The 16,463-nt window shown below is 63.2% G+C and carries 19 protein-coding genes; 12 read left to right on the forward strand and 7 right to left on the reverse strand.

The annotated features are described in order from the left end of the window. The first annotated feature begins 50 nt into the window (after positions 1-50). The 7 genes from ACP7EG_RS03010 to ACP7EG_RS03040 all read left to right on the forward strand — a co-directional run bounded on the left by ACP7EG_RS03010 (position 51) and on the right by ACP7EG_RS03040 (position 4,956). A complete protein-coding gene (locus ACP7EG_RS03010) occupies positions 51-608 on the forward strand; it encodes an NUDIX domain-containing protein (protein WP_426086356.1) in 558 nt (185 codons plus the stop codon). A gap of 2 nt (positions 609-610) precedes the next feature. Continuing rightward, complete coding sequence (locus ACP7EG_RS03015; protein WP_426087125.1) at positions 611-1,321, forward strand: hypothetical protein; 711 nt, start codon at positions 611-613, stop codon at positions 1,319-1,321. 16 nt (positions 1,322-1,337) lie between these two features. Next, a complete protein-coding gene (gene ispD / locus ACP7EG_RS03020) occupies positions 1,338-2,048 on the forward strand; it encodes a 2-C-methyl-D-erythritol 4-phosphate cytidylyltransferase (RefSeq protein ID WP_426086357.1) in 711 nt (236 codons plus the stop codon). 20 nt (positions 2,049-2,068) lie between these two features. Then, positions 2,069-2,572 (forward strand): 2-C-methyl-D-erythritol 2,4-cyclodiphosphate synthase, encoded by a 504-nt coding sequence (ispF, locus tag ACP7EG_RS03025; protein WP_426086358.1) that lies wholly within the window; start codon positions 2,069-2,071, stop codon positions 2,570-2,572. A 37-nt stretch (positions 2,573-2,609) separates the two neighbouring features. Then, positions 2,610-3,773 (forward strand): PQQ-dependent sugar dehydrogenase, encoded by a 1,164-nt coding sequence (locus tag ACP7EG_RS03030; RefSeq protein WP_426086360.1) that lies wholly within the window; start codon positions 2,610-2,612, stop codon positions 3,771-3,773. A gap of 57 nt (positions 3,774-3,830) precedes the next feature. Further along, positions 3,831-4,133 (forward strand): hypothetical protein, encoded by a 303-nt coding sequence (locus ACP7EG_RS03035; protein WP_426086361.1) that lies wholly within the window; start codon positions 3,831-3,833, stop codon positions 4,131-4,133. 214 nt (positions 4,134-4,347) lie between these two features. Beyond that, on the forward strand, positions 4,348-4,956 hold the full coding sequence (locus tag ACP7EG_RS03040) for a PEP-CTERM sorting domain-containing protein (protein WP_426086362.1): 609 nt from the start codon (positions 4,348-4,350) through the stop codon (positions 4,954-4,956). 7 nt (positions 4,957-4,963) lie between these two features. On the opposite strand, the gene ACP7EG_RS03045 is transcribed toward ACP7EG_RS03040, so the two are convergent. After that, the gene (locus ACP7EG_RS03045; protein ID WP_426086363.1) at positions 4,964-6,172 is read right to left on the reverse strand and encodes an MFS transporter; all 1,209 of its coding nucleotides are present in this window, start codon (positions 6,170-6,172) and stop codon (positions 4,964-4,966) included. A 92-nt stretch (positions 6,173-6,264) separates the two neighbouring features. Here ACP7EG_RS03045 and ACP7EG_RS03050 point away from each other — a divergent pair, with 92 nt between their 5' ends. Next, on the forward strand, positions 6,265-6,885 hold the full coding sequence (locus tag ACP7EG_RS03050; RefSeq protein ID WP_071076374.1) for a TetR/AcrR family transcriptional regulator: 621 nt from the start codon (positions 6,265-6,267) through the stop codon (positions 6,883-6,885). Here ACP7EG_RS03050 and ACP7EG_RS03055 read toward each other — a convergent pair whose 3' ends face one another. Next, positions 6,886-7,224 (reverse strand): MmcQ/YjbR family DNA-binding protein, encoded by a 339-nt coding sequence (locus ACP7EG_RS03055; RefSeq protein WP_071076375.1) that lies wholly within the window; start codon positions 7,222-7,224, stop codon positions 6,886-6,888. It lies immediately after the preceding gene. A 49-nt stretch (positions 7,225-7,273) separates the two neighbouring features. Here ACP7EG_RS03055 and ACP7EG_RS03060 point away from each other — a divergent pair, with 49 nt between their 5' ends. Next, positions 7,274-7,441 (forward strand): hypothetical protein, encoded by a 168-nt coding sequence (locus ACP7EG_RS03060; RefSeq protein WP_426055472.1) that lies wholly within the window; start codon positions 7,274-7,276, stop codon positions 7,439-7,441. Positions 7,442-7,685: 244 nt separating this feature from the next. After that, complete coding sequence (locus ACP7EG_RS03065; RefSeq protein WP_426086364.1) at positions 7,686-8,342, forward strand: CCXG family PEP-CTERM protein; 657 nt, start codon at positions 7,686-7,688, stop codon at positions 8,340-8,342. 98 nt (positions 8,343-8,440) lie between these two features. Here the strand turns inward: ACP7EG_RS03065 and ACP7EG_RS03070 are convergent, their stop codons facing one another. From ACP7EG_RS03070 to ACP7EG_RS03085, 4 genes are all read right to left on the reverse strand, one after another. Next, complete coding sequence (locus ACP7EG_RS03070) at positions 8,441-9,421, reverse strand: FHA domain-containing protein (protein ID WP_426086365.1); 981 nt, start codon at positions 9,419-9,421, stop codon at positions 8,441-8,443. Then, entirely contained in the window at positions 9,418-10,797 is a 1,380-nt protein-coding gene (locus ACP7EG_RS03075) for a S1 family peptidase (RefSeq protein ID WP_426086366.1), read from the reverse strand. The genes ACP7EG_RS03070 and ACP7EG_RS03075 overlap by 4 nt, the downstream gene beginning before the upstream one ends. A 76-nt stretch (positions 10,798-10,873) precedes the next feature. Next, positions 10,874-11,527 carry a GTP cyclohydrolase II gene (gene ribA / locus ACP7EG_RS03080; RefSeq protein WP_071076378.1) on the reverse strand — a complete coding sequence of 218 codons (654 nt, stop codon included), beginning with the start codon at positions 11,525-11,527 and terminating at the stop codon, positions 10,874-10,876. Positions 11,528-11,763: 236 nt separating this feature from the next. Next, positions 11,764-12,465 (reverse strand): pirin family protein, encoded by a 702-nt coding sequence (locus ACP7EG_RS03085; protein WP_426086367.1) that lies wholly within the window; start codon positions 12,463-12,465, stop codon positions 11,764-11,766. A gap of 166 nt (positions 12,466-12,631) precedes the next feature. Here ACP7EG_RS03085 and ACP7EG_RS03090 point away from each other — a divergent pair, with 166 nt between their 5' ends. Continuing rightward, entirely contained in the window at positions 12,632-13,558 is a 927-nt protein-coding gene (locus ACP7EG_RS03090) for a LysR family transcriptional regulator (protein WP_099763046.1), read from the forward strand. A gap of 165 nt (positions 13,559-13,723) precedes the next feature. Next, positions 13,724-15,880 carry a putative bifunctional diguanylate cyclase/phosphodiesterase gene (locus ACP7EG_RS03095; protein ID WP_426086369.1) on the forward strand — a complete coding sequence of 719 codons (2,157 nt, stop codon included), beginning with the start codon at positions 13,724-13,726 and terminating at the stop codon, positions 15,878-15,880. A gap of 11 nt (positions 15,881-15,891) precedes the next feature. Here ACP7EG_RS03095 and ACP7EG_RS03100 read toward each other — a convergent pair whose 3' ends face one another. Then, positions 15,892-16,425 (reverse strand): DUF4256 domain-containing protein, encoded by a 534-nt coding sequence (locus ACP7EG_RS03100; protein ID WP_426086370.1) that lies wholly within the window; start codon positions 16,423-16,425, stop codon positions 15,892-15,894. Between the last annotated feature and the right edge of the window lie 38 nt (positions 16,426-16,463).

Here is a 16,463-nt window from a genome sequence, read left to right on the forward strand (position 1 = left end):
TGGCGCCGTTTTTTTTTATTGAGCATAATCAACGTATGGATACAGAACGCATGGATATGAACTTAACTGAAACCAAGGTGGACGGCGAGCTCGTCTACCAGGGCGGCTTCCTGCGCGTGCAGCGCGACCGCGTGACCCTGCCGGACGGCAAGATCACGGCGCGCGAATTCATCCTGCACCCGGGCGCCGTCGTCATCCTGCCGCTGCTCGACGATGGCACGGTGCTGATGGAACGCCAGTACCGCTATCCGCTGGACAGGGTCTTTATTGAATTCCCCGCCGGCAAGATCGACGCCGGTGAGTCCCACCTGGCCTGCGCCCAGCGCGAGTTGCTGGAAGAAACGGGCTACACGGCCAGCGACTGGCAATTCGTCTCCACCATCCATAACGCCATCGCGTATTCGGATGAACACCTGGAACTGTTTTTGGCGCGGGGCCTGGTCGCCGGCGAGCGCAGTCTGGACGAGGGCGAGTTCCTGGAAACGTTTACGGCCACCGTGCCGCAGCTGCTCGACTGGGTCAAGGATGGCACGATCACCGACGTGAAAACCGTCATCGGCATCTTCTGGCTCGACAAGATCACCAGCGGCGCCTGGCAAGCGGCTTGATCTTGCGCCTGCGCCTGCGCCTGCCCATTTTCCTGCTGCTTGCCTGTGTCACCCTGGGTGCACAGGCGCAGGCGCGCACGCCGTTCCAGGTGCGCTGCGAAGACACGATCAGCAAGACGGTGTCCGTGCTGACGGCGCAACAGAACGGCTACAGCATCGATACGCATCTGCCGTACAAGGCGCTGACCGTCATGAAGGGCACGGCGCGCGCGAATACCTGGGTGCTGGGCCTGACGAAGACCGAGTCGCAAGTGCAAATTGGCCTGGCCGGGCCCATGCTGCAAGATCCTGCCAGCGGCTACGAATGCGTGGCGCCGCAGATTTCCGTCAAGCTCAACTACGCTCCCGTGGTGATCTATATCGGCCGTGAATTTGCCCCGGGCACTTGCGCGTATGATGAGATACTCGCGCATGAACTGCGGCACATGAAGACCTATATGGAGCATTTGCCGCGCGTGGAAAAGACCGTGCGCGCCGCGCTGGCCAGGCGTTTCGAGGCGCGCCCCCTGTACGCGCCCAGCGGCACGGCCAGGGCGGCGCTGGCGCGCGAGATCGATACGGGCTGGTTGCCGTATATCAAGGCCGAGATGCGCAAGGTGGAAGTCTTGCAGGCGGCCATCGATTCGCCGCAGGAATATGCGCGCCTGGGCAAGGCGTGCAAAGGCGAAATCCAGAACATATTGGCGGGCAAGGTACAGTCCGCCCAGCAGTGACAAGACAAGGAAGCGCATGACAGCAGTATCGAATCGTCCCCGTTATTTTGCGCTGATCCCCGCCGCCGGCGTGGGCGCACGCATGGAGGCGGGTAGTCCCAAGCAATATTTACCCATCGCGGGCAAGCCCATGCTGCGCCACGCGCTCGACGCCTTTCTCGCCAGCCCCCTGATCGCGCATACGTATGTCGTCGTCAGCGCGGAGGATGGCCAGATAGATGCCGTCGTGCCGCAAGGGAACAACAGCGGCGTGACTGTGCTGCGCTGCGGCGGCGCCACGCGCATGGAAACGATCTTGAATGGCCTGCAGGCGCTGCACGGCAGCATCGATGCACACGACCATGTGCTGGTGCACGACGCGGCGCGGCCCGGCCTGACGCCGGCGCTGATTGCAAAGCTCATTACCGAAGTCGGTGCACATCCGGCCGGCGGCTTGCTGGCCTTGCCCGTGGTCGACACCGTCAAGCGGGCCGGGCCGGCGAGCGTGTCGGCGCAAACGGTGCCGCGCGACGGCCTGTGGCTGGCGCAGACGCCGCAAATGTTCAGCTATGCCTTGCTGCACCGGGCGCTGTCGCAAGCGCCCGATCCGCAGGCCATCACGGACGACGCCAGCGCCGTCGAAGCGCTGGGCCTGGCGCCCAGGCTCATTGAGGGCCACCCGCGCAACCTGAAGGTAACCCTGCCGCGCGACATACACACGGCCGAGCTGTACTTGGCCCATCCTTGAATCCTGAACAGAAAGACCGCATGACGACCATCACCACTCCCGTACTGCCTTTCCGCATCGGCCAGGGCTATGACTGCCACGCGCTGGTGGAACACCGCGACCTGATCATCGGCGGCGTGAAGATTCCCCATCATTTGGGCTTGCTCGGCCATTCCGACGCGGACGTGCTGCTGCACGCGATTACCGACGCCATCTTCGGCGCCGCCGCCCTGGGCGACATCGGCCGCCATTTCCCTGACACGGACGCGCAATTCAAGGGCGCCGATTCGCGCACCCTGCTGCGCGAAGCCGTGCGCCGCGTGCAAGCCACCGGTTATATCATCGGCAATATCGACGCCACCATCATCGCCCAGCGCCCGAAAATGGCGCCGCACATCGCCGCCATGTGCGCCAACGTGGCCGAAGACCTGGGCGTGAGTGTGGGCCAGGTGAACATCAAGGCCAAGACGAATGAAAAGCTGGGCTACCTGGGCCGTGAAGAAGGCATCGCGGCCGAAGCCGTGGCCTTGCTGTTGCGCGCCTGAACCACCACCTTCGCAGCATTGACCAACAGGAGAGAGCATGTTCCAGTTACGCCGCACCAGCATCTTGCTTGCATTGGCACTGACCGCCGCGCCATCGGCCTGGGCCGAACTGCAAGCCACGGGCGAGCCGCCCGCCGCCAGACAGGGCTGGAAGGCCGAGACCGTTGCGCAGGGGGTGCGCCAGCCGTGGGGCATCGCCTGGCTGGGCGAGGGGCGCGCGCTGGTCACCAGCAAGCAGGGCACATTGCATCTGCTGAATGGCAAGAGCTTCGAGGATGTCGCGCTGGAAGGCATGCCCAAAGTCTTCACGGGCGGGCAGGGCGGCTTGCTCGATATCGTGCTGCATCCGCAAGATGCCGACAAGCCGAACCCGCGCGTGTACATGACGGTATCGACGGGCACGAATGACGCCAACCGCACGACCCTGGTGCGCGGCGTGTTCGATGGCAAGCGTGTGACGGGCATCCAGACCCTGTTCCAGGTGGCCAACGACAAGAGCGGCGGCCAGCATTTTGGCTCGCGCTTGCTGTGGCTGCCGGACGGCACTTTGCTGATGAGCGTGGCCGATGGCGGCAATCCGCCGCTGCGCATAGGCGACCGCCTGGCGCGCGAGCAGGCGCAAAACCTGGCCACGCACCAGGGTTCCATCCTGCGCCTGACGGAAGATGGCAAACCGGCGCCCGGCAATCCGCTGGCGGCCAAGGGCGCCTTGCCGGAAATCTGGTCGGTTGGCCACCGCAACGTGCAGGGCCTGGCGCTCGATCCCGTTTCGGGGCGCGTATGGGCCACGGAGCACGGTCCGTACGGCGGCGACGAGCTGAACCTGGTGGTGGCGGGCGGCAACTACGGCTGGCCCCTGCAAAGCTATGGCGCCGACTACAAGACGCATGAACCCGTTGGCCAGCATGAAGTGCCGGGCATGCTCAACCCGAGCGTGGCCTGGGTGCCATCGCCGGCCCCGTCGGGGCTGGCCGTCTACACGGGCGACAAGATTGCCGCCTGGCGTGGCAGCATCTTCAGCGGCGGCCTGGCGGCCAAGGATATCCGCCGCATCGCCGTCGATGCGAATGGCAAGGTGACGGGGCAGGACCGCCTGGCCATCGGCGCGCGCGTGCGCGACGTGCGCCAGGGGCCGGATGGCTACCTGTATGCGCTGACGGATGAAGACAACGGCCGTCTGCTGCGCATCGTGCCGCAGTAATACGGCAGGCGCCCACTTCGCTTAAGATGGCGCCTTTACTTCATTCAAGGTGGCGGCATGGCCCGTGATACTTATGCATACCGGCACGTCGCCGTCGAATCGCGCGCGATCAATGGCCGCGTGGAAATTCGCCCCGTGCCGGGTCAGGCCTTTTCGCCCGAACTGGCCGTGCAGTGCTCGCGCCGCCTGGTCGACCTGCAGCGCTATCCGCTCGGCAGCCGCTTTTTACTCTTTGCCAAGCTGACGGACCGCCTGGGCGGTACGCCCTTCCTGTATGCATATCATGGCGACGCGGATGTGGTGATGACGCCGGCCGACGTGACGAAATTTCTCGGCGAATTTCGCCGCGGGCGCATCTGAACCACCGGGTCTCCCGCAAGCCCGCTGTTCCCCCCCCTGCATGAACCCTTGCGCCAGCGCGTCGTGGCTGTGTGGCGCGCGGCATACACTGCATGATGGCTGTTATTTTATTGATACTTGGAAATATCTATATGCTACTATTAAAATGGTAACTTATAGTGACAATAAAATAATCAGGCCTGCTCGATAGGCGGCCATCAAAAAGGGAATGCAAATGAAAAATTCTTGGAAATCCTGGCTCTGCAGCATGGCCGTGCTCGCCGCAGCGCCGCTGGCCGGCGCGACGCCCCTCATCAATCAGGAAGCCAATGTCCATGCGGTGAACATGGCCCATTTTTGGCAGGGAGACCTGGCCCAGTCGTTCCAGCAATCGGCGGCGACGATTGCGGGCGCAGGTATCTTTTTGGCGCCGAATCTGGGCAACACGGATACCGTGACCATTTCCTTGTGGAATAATTTGCCGAACGCCGCCGGCACTATGCTGGCGCAAGCTTCCGTTGCCGGGACCGCCGGCCAATGGGCGGACGTGTTCTGGTCGCCTGTTGCCATCGCCGCCAATACGACGTATTACCTGGTGTTCGGCGGCAATAATACCTTGTCCATCGCCGGCGACACGAACAATGGTTACGGCCTGGGCCAGGTCTATGCGAACACGGGCTATCAAAGCTTTGCCAACTTCGACTATGCCTTCCGCACGTTCGCCGCTCCCGTGCCGGAGCCGACCACGGTGTATCTGCTGCTGGCTGGCCTGGGCGTGCTGCTGGCCCGCCGCCAGCATGCCGGCAAGTCATTGCGTGTGAAAGCGGCAAGCCAGCCGGCTTGAGCGCCGCTCAGGCGCCGCAGGCGGCAGCCTGTTTGACAGGCTGTTGCTTGCCGAATGTTCCTATCGTCAGCGCGCAGCCGAGGGCGAATACGCCGCCCAGCACCATCGCGCTGGACACGCCCAGCCGGTCGACGGCCATGCCGCCGAGCAAGGCGCCCGACGCCAGTGACACTTGCACGATGGCGACAAACAGTGCGCTGCTGCCTTCCATCAAGTGTGGCGCAGCCTTGAACATCCACGTCTGCACGGCGATCGGCATCGCGCCGAAACCGAAGCCCCACACGGCCACCAGCAGCATCGCCGTCACCGAATGGCTGCCGAACGCGGCCAGCGCCAGCGTGGACAAGCCCAGCACGGCGCCCGTCAGCATCAGCGCGGCCCGTTCGTAGCGGCCGGCGGCCCAGCCGCCCACCAGGTTGCCGATGAAGCCGGAAGCGCCATACACCAGCAGCATGGCGCTGACCGTGCCGGCCGCCAGGTGTGAAATCTGTGTGAGGAAGGGCGCGATATACGTGTAGGCGGCGAACTGTCCCGTGAAGAGCATGGCCGTGGCGATCAGGCCCAGCCTGGCCTTGCGGATGCTGAAAATCATCGGCAACTGGCGCAGGCGGATGGCCTGCGTCGGCGGCAGCTTGGGCAACAGCAACAGCTGCCCGAGGAAGACCAGCACGGCAATGGCGCTGGCAGCGCCAAAGGCCACGCGCCAGCCGACCAGCTCGCCCACCAGCGCACCGGCCGGCACGCCCGCCACCGTGCCCAGCGAGACGCCGGCAAAGATGATGGACATGGCGCGCGACGCATGTTGCGGCGCCACCAGGCGCGGGCCGATGGCGCTGCCGATGGCCCAGAAGCCGCCCACGCCCACGCCGAGCATGGCGCGGCCCAGCAGTATCCACGCATACGAGGGGGCCAGTGCCACCAGCAGGTTCGATGCGACCAGCAGGGCGGTGAGGGCCAGCAGCACGATGCGGCGGTCCAGGCGGCCCGAGCCGACGGTGACGAAGATGGCGGCAAACGCGGCAACGATGCCGGGCGTGGTGATCATCAGTCCCGCCTGGCCCTTGCTGATGGCCAGTTCGGCGGCCATGGCCGGCAGCAGCCCGACGGGCAGGAATTCGGACGTGACGAGGGCGAAGGCGCCGATGCCGACAGATAAGACGGCCAGCCAGGGCGCCACGGTGGTATCGTTGTCAGTAGCGTTGGAAAGTGTTTGCATATGAGGTTCCTGAAAAGCCGGGAGGTTTTTAACCGGTCGGTATATAATCGGGGCAGGCAGACAGTGTTGTCAATAATTTTTTACCGATCGGTATGAAACAAGATAAAAAAGAGCCAGCGGTCAAGGCGAAAACGGGCCGGCCACGCACCTTCGACGCCGACGAAGCGCTCGATTGCGCCATGAAAGTGTTCTGGGAAAAGGGCTATGAAGGCAGTTCCCTGCCGGAACTGACGAAAGCCATGGGCATGAACCGGCCCAGCCTGTATGCCGTCTTCGGCAACAAGGAGCAGCTATTTCACAAGGCGCTCGAACGCTACAGCGACACGCGCATGCAGTTTTTCGATGCGGCGCTGGAACAGCCGACGGCGCGCCAGGTGGTGGAAGCCCTGTTAACGCAGTATGTCGATGCGCAAACCATGCCGGACGGCCCGCACGGCTGCATGGGCGTCAATGCGGCGCTCGCCTGCAGCGACGATGCCTTGCCGATCCGCGATGAATTGTTTGCGCGCCGGCTGCGCGGTGAAATCAAATTGCGCGACCGCTTGCGGCGTGCCAGGGAGGAGGGCGATTTGCCGCCTGATTCCTGTCCCGAGCAGCAGGCGCGCTTTGTCGTGACTTTGTCGCAGGGCATGGCCATCCAGGCGGCGGCGGGCGTATCGCGCGAGCAATTGCAGCAGATGGTGGGCTTGCTGCTGCGCAATTGGCCGATGTAACTACCCGGTCGGGGCGATAGTCTTGGCCAGGTCGCTGGGCGCCTTGCGCCGCCAGGCGGCCGTCAGGGCGGCGGCCAGCATGTCCAGCTCGGCATCCGCCAGGCGCACCGTGATGCCGGCAAGGCGCTCGCCCCACCACAGCTTTTGACAGCCGGACGGTGTGATGACGGTGGCGATATGCGCCGCTTCCGCATCGAGCAGCACGTTGATGTGCTCGTCGTCGGGCAGGGTGGCAAAGATCTTCCCGCCCACGCGGAAGGCTGGACGGTCGTGGTGTTCTTCCTCGGTGGCGTCGGGAAACGACAGTGCCAGATAGCGTAGTTCTTCCAGGTCGACCATTTCCTCTTTCCCCCTCATCGGACAGATAGCTGCATGACTGCATTTTGCCATGCTGTTTCGCCCCGTGGTGCAGCGGCATGTGAAAAGAAATGCGCAAGATGCGACAGTGGCGGCGCCATCTGTGGCGTGGTCGCGACAATCGGGGCAGGCGATGATGCTTGTTATAATAGAATCTTTAGTGGTTAAAAGAAAAATACTTTTCTTAAAAGAAAATTAGGATAAAATAGCTTCATCGTCTTGCCCGACCCGTCAACCGTCTGAACCTGTCCCGGAAACCCGACCCCTTTCCTGGACGCTTGCAGCGCAGTGCAATTGCGTAGCAAGTCCGCGATCTTGCGCGGTAGTTCCAGCCCCCGACCGCTCATCTTTGCAGTCTCTAGCGCTCCCACCGACACGCCTCAGTGCAGCGTGCATTGATTCCAATCACCCGCATGCCTACTGAATAACTACTGGATATAATCATGAAAAATTTGCCTAAAATTGCCCTGTCCCTGATCGCTGTCGGTGTGTTTGCCCACGCGAACGCCAGCACCGTCACCGTGTCCACCGGTTTCTCGAACGCCAGCGCGCAAGCTTCCGCCGCCGCTTACCAGTCCGTGGTGAATGCCGCCGTGGCTACGCCGGGCGCCGGTTATGGCACGACGACGATTGCCAGCTACGACAATGTCACGAATAGCAGCCTGTTCGGCAGTGGTTCGAACATCGCCTTCAAGTCGGTGATCAATTTTGGCGTCAGCACGGCCGATGCGGGCGCCTGGAGCTTCCGTAGCGGCGTCGACTTCGGCAAGGGCGGCGCCCTGTTCCTCGATGGCGTGGCGCTGGACTTCAAAAGCAACGACATGTGGTGGGCAGGCAACTACAACAATAGCAGCCAGTACCTCAGCGGTTCGAGCTTGCTGGCGGCCGGCAACCATACCCTGAGCATCTATGGCCTGGAAGGCTGCTGCGATGGTGGCCAGCAAGCCCAGTTCAAGGCGGGCAACAGCAATTTCGCCAGCTTTACCAGCACCGATGGCCTGGTGTCGGCCGTGCCGGAGCCAAGCACCTATGCCATGCTGCTGATCGGCCTGGGCCTGCTGGGCTTTACGGCGCGCCGCAAGCAGGACGCGAAGTTTTAAGCGCAAGTTCTAAGCAGCCATACTCTGCGCACCTCGCGGCGCACGTAAAAAAGCCCGCCGTGTCTTGACAGACCGGCGGGCTTTTTGCATGCGCTTTGTTAATCGCCGCTGTCCTCGTCTTCGTCGGCCCCCCTGGCCGCCTTGCCGCGCTCGGCGTCGACGGCGCGCTGCAGGCCGGCCGCATCGCGGAAGAAGGCCTGCGTCGTCTGATTTGGACTCAGGCGCAGTGCCGGCGGGTAGATCACCGACATGTAGGCCTCGTCGGCCAGGCGGCCGCTGATCTGCAGGTTGCTCAGCAGGATCAGGGTCGAGCCGAGGATGGCCAGCACGACGGCGACGAGGCCGAAGCGGCGCGGATGCTGGGGTTTGATCGTGCGCAAATGGTAGTAGATCATGGTACAGACGATGACGATGAACATATGCCGCCCATAGCGCGTCAGCACTTCCAGCGACAGTGCATACGCCGCCACATTGCTGCCCAGTTCCCACACTTCCATGGCCAGCAAGCCGCAGCCGATGATGAACAGGTGGCGGCCGAAGCGCGCCACATGGCCGAACAGGCGGTTCGCTACGGCCCAGATCGACGCCCACACGAGGCCGCCGGCCAGTGCGTAGGCGATGATCATCAGGTAGGAAATCGGCTCGAAGGCGTCCGCATCACTGAGCCAGTTGCTGAAGGCGGCCGAGGCGCCGATCATGGCCAGGCCGGCGACGGCGGGGCGCAAGCCTTCCCAGTCGTGCCTGGTGGTATCGCTCAATTCAGGCGCAACAGGCTGGTCGCTGGCGCGCACGCGCAGGCGCGTGTGGCCCAGGCGTACGATGCTGTTGCCGCTCAGGGCCACTTGCAGTTGCCGTTGGCCCCGGTGGATCACGCCATTCTGGCTGCCCAGGTCGCGCAGCAGCAGGCCGCCTGCGCCATCGTCTTCGACAATGGCGTGCCTGGCCGCCGTGTGCGCGTCGTCGAGGATGAAGTCGTTGTCGTAGCCGCGGCCGATGCGGATCGGCAAGGCATCGATGCGCTGGCGCTGCTGTACTTCGCCATTCTCGGTGAGGATTTCGATGAAATACGGTGCTGTCATGGCTTGCGCGTCCCGGTGGTCGATGGTGCGCGCGACAGCGCGTCGAGGAAGGTGCGCGTGACGCGCATGCCGTTGGCGTAGGACACGCCGCGCGCGTCGATGCGGCTTTGCAGGCTCATCAGTGGTTCATCGGTACTGGCGGCCAGCAGGGCAAAGTCGTACAGGCCGGTAAACTTGCGGTAGGCGCGCACGCACAGCACGGCGCGCAAGGGCAGGGTGGCATTCTTGACGAACTGTTCGGTGCAATGGGGGGCCGTCAGGTGCACGCTTTTGTAGCTGCCAAAACTTTCATTCTTGAACGAGGCGCTGGCCAGCTCGGAAAAGCGCAGTGCACCCAGTTCGCTGCTGCGCAGGAATTCGTGGCGCATCGACACTTGCCCCGTCTGCAGGGCGCCCGAGATGAAGATGGCCGATTCCATGGCGCAACTGGTGTTGTCGAGCATGTAGGGCTTGTCGGACTTGACGTTGGAGCGGCCCCAGCAGCGCATCTGGTCCGATTCGCGCACGGGCACGCGATACGGGCCCATGGCTTTCAGGCTCAAGGGCGTGTCGAGCAGGCGCGCCAGCATCACTTCCTGGTGCGCCAGCAGCTGCGCCGTCACCAGCGGCTTGAAGTCTTTCGGCGCCTTGCCTTGCTGGGCCACCTTGGCCAGCAATTGCTGGGCATAGCGGGCCGGCACGAGAAAACTCACGAGTTCGCCATCGAGGCGTTTCGAGACGTTCACGCCGGCCACGTCGCCGCTGGCCGTGACGCTGGGGCCGCCGCTCATGCCGGCATTGATCGGTCCCGTAAACATCAGCTGGTCGTAGAAGCTGCGCGTGACGACGCCGTTGTACGAGCCTTCCGAGATGGCGAAACCCAGGTCCAGCGGATTGCCCATCGAATACAGGTACTGGCCCTGCGTCAGGGGTGCCAGCGATTCCGGCATCTTGAAAAAGCCCGTGCCATGGCGGTTCACGCGCAGCACGGCCAAGTCGTGCAGCACGTCGACGGCCAGCAATTCCACATTGCCCCGCTGGCCGCTGGTGTCGACCCATTCGCCCACGTAGGTATCGGGGTCGAGCGCGAATTGCGACACGACGTGATAGTTGCTCACTACCAGGTCGCCCGTGCCGATCAAAAAGCCCGAGCCCACCGACGATTGCGTGCGGCCGTTTTTCAGCAGCACGCGCACTTGCAGGATGTCGGCGCGCGCGGCCGTGTACAGTTTTTGCGCGGCGGACGAGGGCGGCGGCAAGGCTGCATGTTCGGTGGCAGCGGGTGCGGCGGTGGCCGGTGGCGGCTTGGCGGGGGGAGTCGAGGCAGTGGGGGCCGCGTGGGCGCCTGCGGCAGCGCACAGGCTGGCCAGCAAGAAGGCGAAGTTAGATAATTTCATGCATCCTTTGTGCGTGAGCCGGAGCGAGGCCGGCCCGGCGCCCAAGTGACGCGCCATTCCGCGCCAGCCCGGGCAATTACAGGGCGCCGTCTTCCAGCGCCGGCGCCGTTTCCGGCGTCATCATGTGACCGAGCTTGCTTTGCTTGGTGTTCAGGTAGTGCTGGTTGAAGGCGTTGCGGTTGACCAGCAGCGGCACCCGTTCGGCCACCGTGATGCCCAGCCCTTCCATGGCGGCGATCTTGCGCGGGTTGTTCGTCATCAAACGCAGGCTGTTGATGCCGAATTGCGCAAACATGGGTTTGCACAAGGTGTAGTTGCGCGCGTCGGCCTTGAAGCCCAGCTGTTCATTCGCCTGCACCGTGTCGGCGCCTGCTTCTTGCAGGCGATAGGCGCGGATCTTGTTGATCAGGCCGATGCCGCGCCCTTCCTGGCGCAGATACAGCAAAATGCCGCGGCCTTCCTCGGCGATGCGCTTCAAGGCGCCTTCGAGCTGGGCGCCGCAGTCGCAGCGCTGGGAAAACAGCACGTCGCCCGTCAGGCACTCGGAATGCACGCGTGCCAGTACCGGTTCGCCGTTGCCGACATCGCCCAGCACCATGGCCAGGTGTTCCTTGCCCGTGGCGTGTTCGACAAAGGCGTGCAGGGTGAACTGGGCCCACGGCGTCGGCAGTGCGCAGGAAGTCGTGTAATCCAATTCGCCTGTCGCCAGGAGGTCTGCGCCGCTTTGCATGGTTGTGCTCATATAGGTAATTGTCAAAAATAGAGGCGCGCCGTACCACTGCGGTGCCGGCGTGCGCTGTCATCATACCAAAAAGCAGGGGAAACCATTTCCCCTGGCTGAGATTTGAAGGCTGGAATGCCTGGTACTATCCCTCTAATTGCGGCCGGATCAGCCTTTTGCAAGACGGCTGGCCTTGCCGAAGCCCCGTTCCACCGGCAACCGCATGCGGGTTTGGCCAGCGATCCTTATCGAGGCAGATCGAAGACCAGCACCTCGGCATCCTCGGCCTGCGTCAACGTCACTGCTGCCTCTTGTGTCAATTTCAGCGCATCGCCCGCTTTCAGGGGCGTGCCGTTGACCACCAGGCTGCCGCGGATCAGGTGCACATACGCGAGGCGGCCTTCGTCCAGCGCATGTTCGGCTTGCTCGCCTTCCTGCAGGATGCTGGCGTAGATGGCCGCGTCCTGGTGGATCAGCACGGAACCCTGGCGCCCGTCGGAGGAGGCGATCAGACGCAGCTTGCCCCGTTTGCTTTCCGGCGTAAAATGTTTCTCTTCATAGCTGGGCGCTATGCCCGTCACGTTCGGCTGGATCCAGATCTGCAGGAAGTGCAAGCCGTCCGTGGCGGAATGATTGAACTCGCTGTGGCGCACGCCGCTGCCGGCGCTCATGCGCTGCACATCGCCGTAGTGCAGCACGGAACCGGTGCCCATGCTGTCCTTGTGCTCCAGCGCGCCGTCGAGCACATACGAAATGATTTCCATGTCGCGGTGGCCGTGCGTGCCGAAACCCTGGCCCGGCGTGACCCGGTCTTCATTGATCACCAGCAAGGGGCCAAAACCCATGTGCAACGGATCGTGGTAGCTGCCGAAGGAAAAGCTGTGGTGGGAATTGAGCCAGCCGTGGTTGGCGGCGCCGCGTTCTTCGCTGTGACGAATCTGTAACATGGTGGACTCCGTTTCTATGAATGAATGTGCGATAATTTCGAAGGACCGTTGCCTGGCAGTTGCCGTGTCGCCTTTGCTGCCCTTCGCTGTACGATGGAGAAAGTATAGGCCGCCCGCTCCAGAAAGAAAAACGGAAAATCTTGCGACCTATGATCGAAAAAATCGAATGTTAAGACTGAGCCTGGAAGCCTTGCAAATCGTTGACGCCATCGACCGCCGCGGATCGTTCTCGTCGGCCGGCAAGGAATTGCATAAAGTGCCATCCACCATTTCCTATACGGTGGCCAAGCTGGAAGACGACCTGGGCGTGCAAGTGTTCCGGCGCAATGGTCCCAAAGTCATGCTGACGGCGGCCGGCCAGGAATTGCTCAAAGAGGGCCGCTATCTGCTGAAGGCGGCACAGGACCTCGAACACCGCGTACGCCGGGTGGCGTCCGGCTGGGAAACGGAATTGTCCATCGGCATTGATTCCATGTTTTCCGCCGTGGCCCTGGCCGACGACGTGCGCGCCTTCTATGAGGTTGCGCAACAGACGCGCTTGCGCCTGTCGCAAGATACCCTGTCGGGCACCTGGGAAGCGTTGCTGGACCGGCGGGTTGACTTGCTGGTGGGCGCGCCCGGCGACGGGCCGGCGGGCGGCGGCTATATCGCGCAGCCGATCGGCATGCTCGACTTCGTCTTTGCCGTGGCGCCCACGCATCCGCTGGCGCAGGTGGCGGAGCCCTTGTCGCGCGGCCATCTGCAGCAGTACCGGGCCGTGGTGGTGGCCGACTCGGCGCGCCAGATGGCGCCGCGCACGGTGGGGCTGCTGCTGGGGCAAGATGCCTTGAGCGTGCCGAGCATGCAGGTCAAGTTCGACTACCAGGTGCTGGGACTGGGCTTTGGCTTCCTGCCGGGACCGTGCGCGCGCGCCGCCATTGCGCGCGGCCAGCTGGTGGAAAAGGCCGTGGAAGAGCCGAAACCGTCGGAAACGTTTTACCTGGCGTGGAGAGTGGGCGAGGATGGCGCCGCGCTGCGCTGGTGGATGGCGCGCATGCGCGAACCGGATGTGTTTGCCCGCCTGGCGCAGCATCTGCCGGGCCATTCGGCCTAGGTCTTAAAATGTTGACATATGCCAACATTTTTAAGTTACCATATTCATAGTATTTCGACCGTCTTTCTGCTCCGACTTGCACGCCCCATCGTGGGATTTTGATGATTACATATACCGCAGCGCCCCTGATATGTTCCCCTGACCTGCCACACGCGCGGGGCTGCCATGCTTGAGGCGAAGGTCGCGCTGTGCCTGCGCCTGGCCCAGGACGCCCGTGAACAGGCGGGGCCGCAGCAGGCCGCCACCCTGGCGCGGCTGCAGGAGGAGCTGGAGCGGCTGCGCGGCGTCAGCCGGCCCGTGGTGCGCGTGGCGCCCGCCGACGCTTTGCTGGAAATCGATCCCGATGGCTTCCTGATCGGCTGGAACCATGGTGCCGAACAGATGTTCGGCTATTCCGAACTGGAAGCGCTGGGCCAGCACATCCTGTTTTTGTATCCGGAAGACGACGCGGAAGCGAGCGTGCTGGAACTGCATTTCAAGCAGGGTGAGGTGGCCACCGATGTGCGCCGGCGCAAGAAGTCGGGCATGGTAACGTGGCTGCGCATGCACCGCCATGTGATCCACGACCAGGCGGGCAAGGCTTGCGGCATGGCCGTGCGCCTGTCGGCCATGAGCGAACCGCTGTCCGACGTGGACAAGGTGAGGTTGCACGCACGCATCATCGAAGATAGCGAGCAAGCCGTGCTGATCACGGACGCGGAAGAGCGCATCGTCTCCATCAACAGTTCGTTTTCCCGCATCACCGGCTTTTCGCCGGCCGAAGCCATCGGCCGTACGCCAGACTTGCTGCGCTCGGGCGTGCACGACCCCGACTTCCGCGCCAAGGTGCGCGCCGCCATGCGCGGGCACGGCTCCTGGCGCGGCGAAATCATCGGCAAGCGCAAGAATGGCGAACTCTTCCCGCAAGACGTCACCATCAGCGTCGTGCGCGACGAATTTGGCGAAATCAGCCATGTGTTTTCCCTGTTTTCCGATATCTCGGTGCACAAGGATGCCGAGGCGCGCATGCAGCGCATGGCCAACTACGACAGCCTGACGGGCTTGCCCAACCGCTGCCTGCTGAACCAGCTGGTGGGCCAGGGCCTGGCCGAAGCGAAACGGCAAGGCACGCATGGCGCGCTGATGGTCATCGACATCAGCCGCATCGGTTCCATCAGCGACACCTTGGGCCACGAAGTGGGCGACCAGCTGGTGATCGCCATCGGCCAGCTGTTCCGTGGCGCCTTGCGCGACGCGGACATCCTGGCGCGGGTCGACAACAGCAAGTTCGTCGTGGCGCTGTTGCATATCGAAAAGCGCGAACACGCGGCGAACGTGGCGCAAAAGCTGCTCAACCTGTTAGAGGCGCCCATCAATATCGATGCGCACGCGCTGCACGTGGGCGCCAGCATCGGCATCACCGTGTATCCGGAAGACGGCCTGGAAGCGCCGGCCCTGTTCCGCTTTGCCGACGTGGCCGTGGCCAAGGCGGGGCAGACCATCGAATCGACCTTCCTGTTTTACCGCGAAGACATGAACCGGCGGGCCAAGGAACATTTGCGCCTGGAAAGCGAAATGCGCCTGGCCCTGGGCGACAAGGAACTGGAATTGCATTACCAGCCGAAAGTGAGCCTGGCCAGCGGGCGCATCGTGGGCGCGGAAGCCTTGCTGCGCTGGAAGCATCCGATGCGCGGCATGGTCTCGCCGGGCCTCTTCATTCCCGTTGCCGAGGAAACCAGTTTGATTCTGGAACTGGGCACCTGGGTGCTGGACGAGGCTTGCCGCCAGATCCGCAACTGGGAAGACCGTGGCCTGCACATGCCGGCCATCGCCGTCAACCTGTCGGCGCGCCAGTTCGATGAACAGTTGCCGGCGCGCATAGCGGCCGTGCTGGAACGCTACGGCGTGCGGCCCGACCAGATCATGCTGGAAATCACGGAAAGCCTGTTGATGCGCGGTGCCGACAAGGTGATCGACATCATGAACCAGCTGGTGGCCATGGGCCTGGCGCTGGCGCTGGACGACTTCGGCACCGGTTATTCCAGCCTGGCGTATTTGAAGAAATTCCCCATCAGCACCCTGAAAATCGACCGCTCGTTTGTCATCGGCTTGCCGTTCGAGGAAAACGATTGCGCCATCGCCCGCGCCATCGTCACCATGGCGCAGCAGCTGCGCCAGGAAATCGTCGCCGAAGGGGTGGAAACGGCCGAGCAGATGCGTTTCTTGCGCGAACTCGGCTGCGACCAGCTGCAAGGTTATCTGTTCAGTCCTGCCGTGCCGGCGGCCGAATTCGAGCTGATGCTCGATGAAGGCCGGCAGTTGCGGCTGGAAGAGCTGGCCTGAGCAAGCGGCGATCAGACGCGTAGCAAGCCACGAAAGCCTCGGCTCGCATAATACGATTCGGCGCCATTGTGATAGATGAAGACCTGTTCATAGCGGCGGTCGCAGAACAGGGCGCCGCCCAGCGCCCGGATATTGTCCGGCGTCGCAATCCAGCTCGAGGTTTTCCGGTCGAACGGCCCTAGCTCCTGCAATTGGCGGTACTGCGTCTGCGTCAGCAATGCGATACCCATCGCTTGCGCCATGGCCATGGCGCTGCCGGCCGGCTTGTTGGTCTTGCGCGCGGCCAGGGCCGCGGCATCGAAACACAGGCTGCGCCGGCCGATCGGACTTTCTACTGAGCAATCGCAAAACGTGACGGCGCCAGTATCACTGACGTGCCCGATGACATCCGGTTCGCCGCCCGTGTCTTCCATTTGCTGCAAGACGGCCAAGCTGGCGGGAGCGGCGTTCAGGCGGGACAGCACTGCATCCCAAGCCAGGCCGGCATGGCGTTGCATGTGCCGGCTGAAGCGGGTTTGCAAGGTGTGGATCAAGTCATCATGCATGAGACGGCTCCCTGGAAGTTCAACGAGACAGCCAATTA

This window comes from Janthinobacterium sp. PSPC1-1, assembly GCF_049897625.1.
Classification (GTDB): domain Bacteria; phylum Pseudomonadota; class Gammaproteobacteria; order Burkholderiales; family Burkholderiaceae_D; genus Janthinobacterium; species Janthinobacterium tructae.

Coding starts and splice junctions, on each gene's coding strand:
- ACP7EG_RS03010 (WP_426086356.1), top strand. CDS start 51: ATGGATATGAACTTAACTGAAACCAAGGTGGACGGCGAGCTCGTCTAC.
- ispD (WP_426086357.1), top strand. CDS start 1,338: ATGACAGCAGTATCGAATCGTCCCCGTTATTTTGCGCTGATCCCCGCC.
- ispF (WP_426086358.1), top strand. CDS start 2,069: ATGACGACCATCACCACTCCCGTACTGCCTTTCCGCATCGGCCAGGGC.
- ACP7EG_RS03030 (WP_426086360.1), top strand. CDS start 2,610: ATGTTCCAGTTACGCCGCACCAGCATCTTGCTTGCATTGGCACTGACC.
- ACP7EG_RS03035 (WP_426086361.1), top strand. CDS start 3,831: ATGGCCCGTGATACTTATGCATACCGGCACGTCGCCGTCGAATCGCGC.
- ACP7EG_RS03040 (WP_426086362.1), top strand. CDS start 4,348: ATGAAAAATTCTTGGAAATCCTGGCTCTGCAGCATGGCCGTGCTCGCC.
- ACP7EG_RS03045 (WP_426086363.1), bottom strand. CDS start 6,172: ATGCAAACACTTTCCAACGCTACTGACAACGATACCACCGTGGCGCCC.
- ACP7EG_RS03050 (WP_071076374.1), top strand. CDS start 6,265: ATGAAACAAGATAAAAAAGAGCCAGCGGTCAAGGCGAAAACGGGCCGG.
- ACP7EG_RS03055 (WP_071076375.1), bottom strand. CDS start 7,224: ATGGTCGACCTGGAAGAACTACGCTATCTGGCACTGTCGTTTCCCGAC.
- ACP7EG_RS03060 (WP_426055472.1), top strand. CDS start 7,274: ATGCTGTTTCGCCCCGTGGTGCAGCGGCATGTGAAAAGAAATGCGCAA.
- ACP7EG_RS03065 (WP_426086364.1), top strand. CDS start 7,686: ATGAAAAATTTGCCTAAAATTGCCCTGTCCCTGATCGCTGTCGGTGTG.
- ACP7EG_RS03070 (WP_426086365.1), bottom strand. CDS start 9,421: ATGACAGCACCGTATTTCATCGAAATCCTCACCGAGAATGGCGAAGTA.
- ACP7EG_RS03075 (WP_426086366.1), bottom strand. CDS start 10,797: ATGAAATTATCTAACTTCGCCTTCTTGCTGGCCAGCCTGTGCGCTGCC.
- ribA (WP_071076378.1), bottom strand. CDS start 11,527: ATGCAAAGCGGCGCAGACCTCCTGGCGACAGGCGAATTGGATTACACG.
- ACP7EG_RS03085 (WP_426086367.1), bottom strand. CDS start 12,465: ATGTTACAGATTCGTCACAGCGAAGAACGCGGCGCCGCCAACCACGGC.
- ACP7EG_RS03090 (WP_099763046.1), top strand. CDS start 12,632: ATGTTAAGACTGAGCCTGGAAGCCTTGCAAATCGTTGACGCCATCGAC.
- ACP7EG_RS03095 (WP_426086369.1), top strand. CDS start 13,724: ATGCTTGAGGCGAAGGTCGCGCTGTGCCTGCGCCTGGCCCAGGACGCC.
- ACP7EG_RS03100 (WP_426086370.1), bottom strand. CDS start 16,425: ATGCATGATGACTTGATCCACACCTTGCAAACCCGCTTCAGCCGGCAC.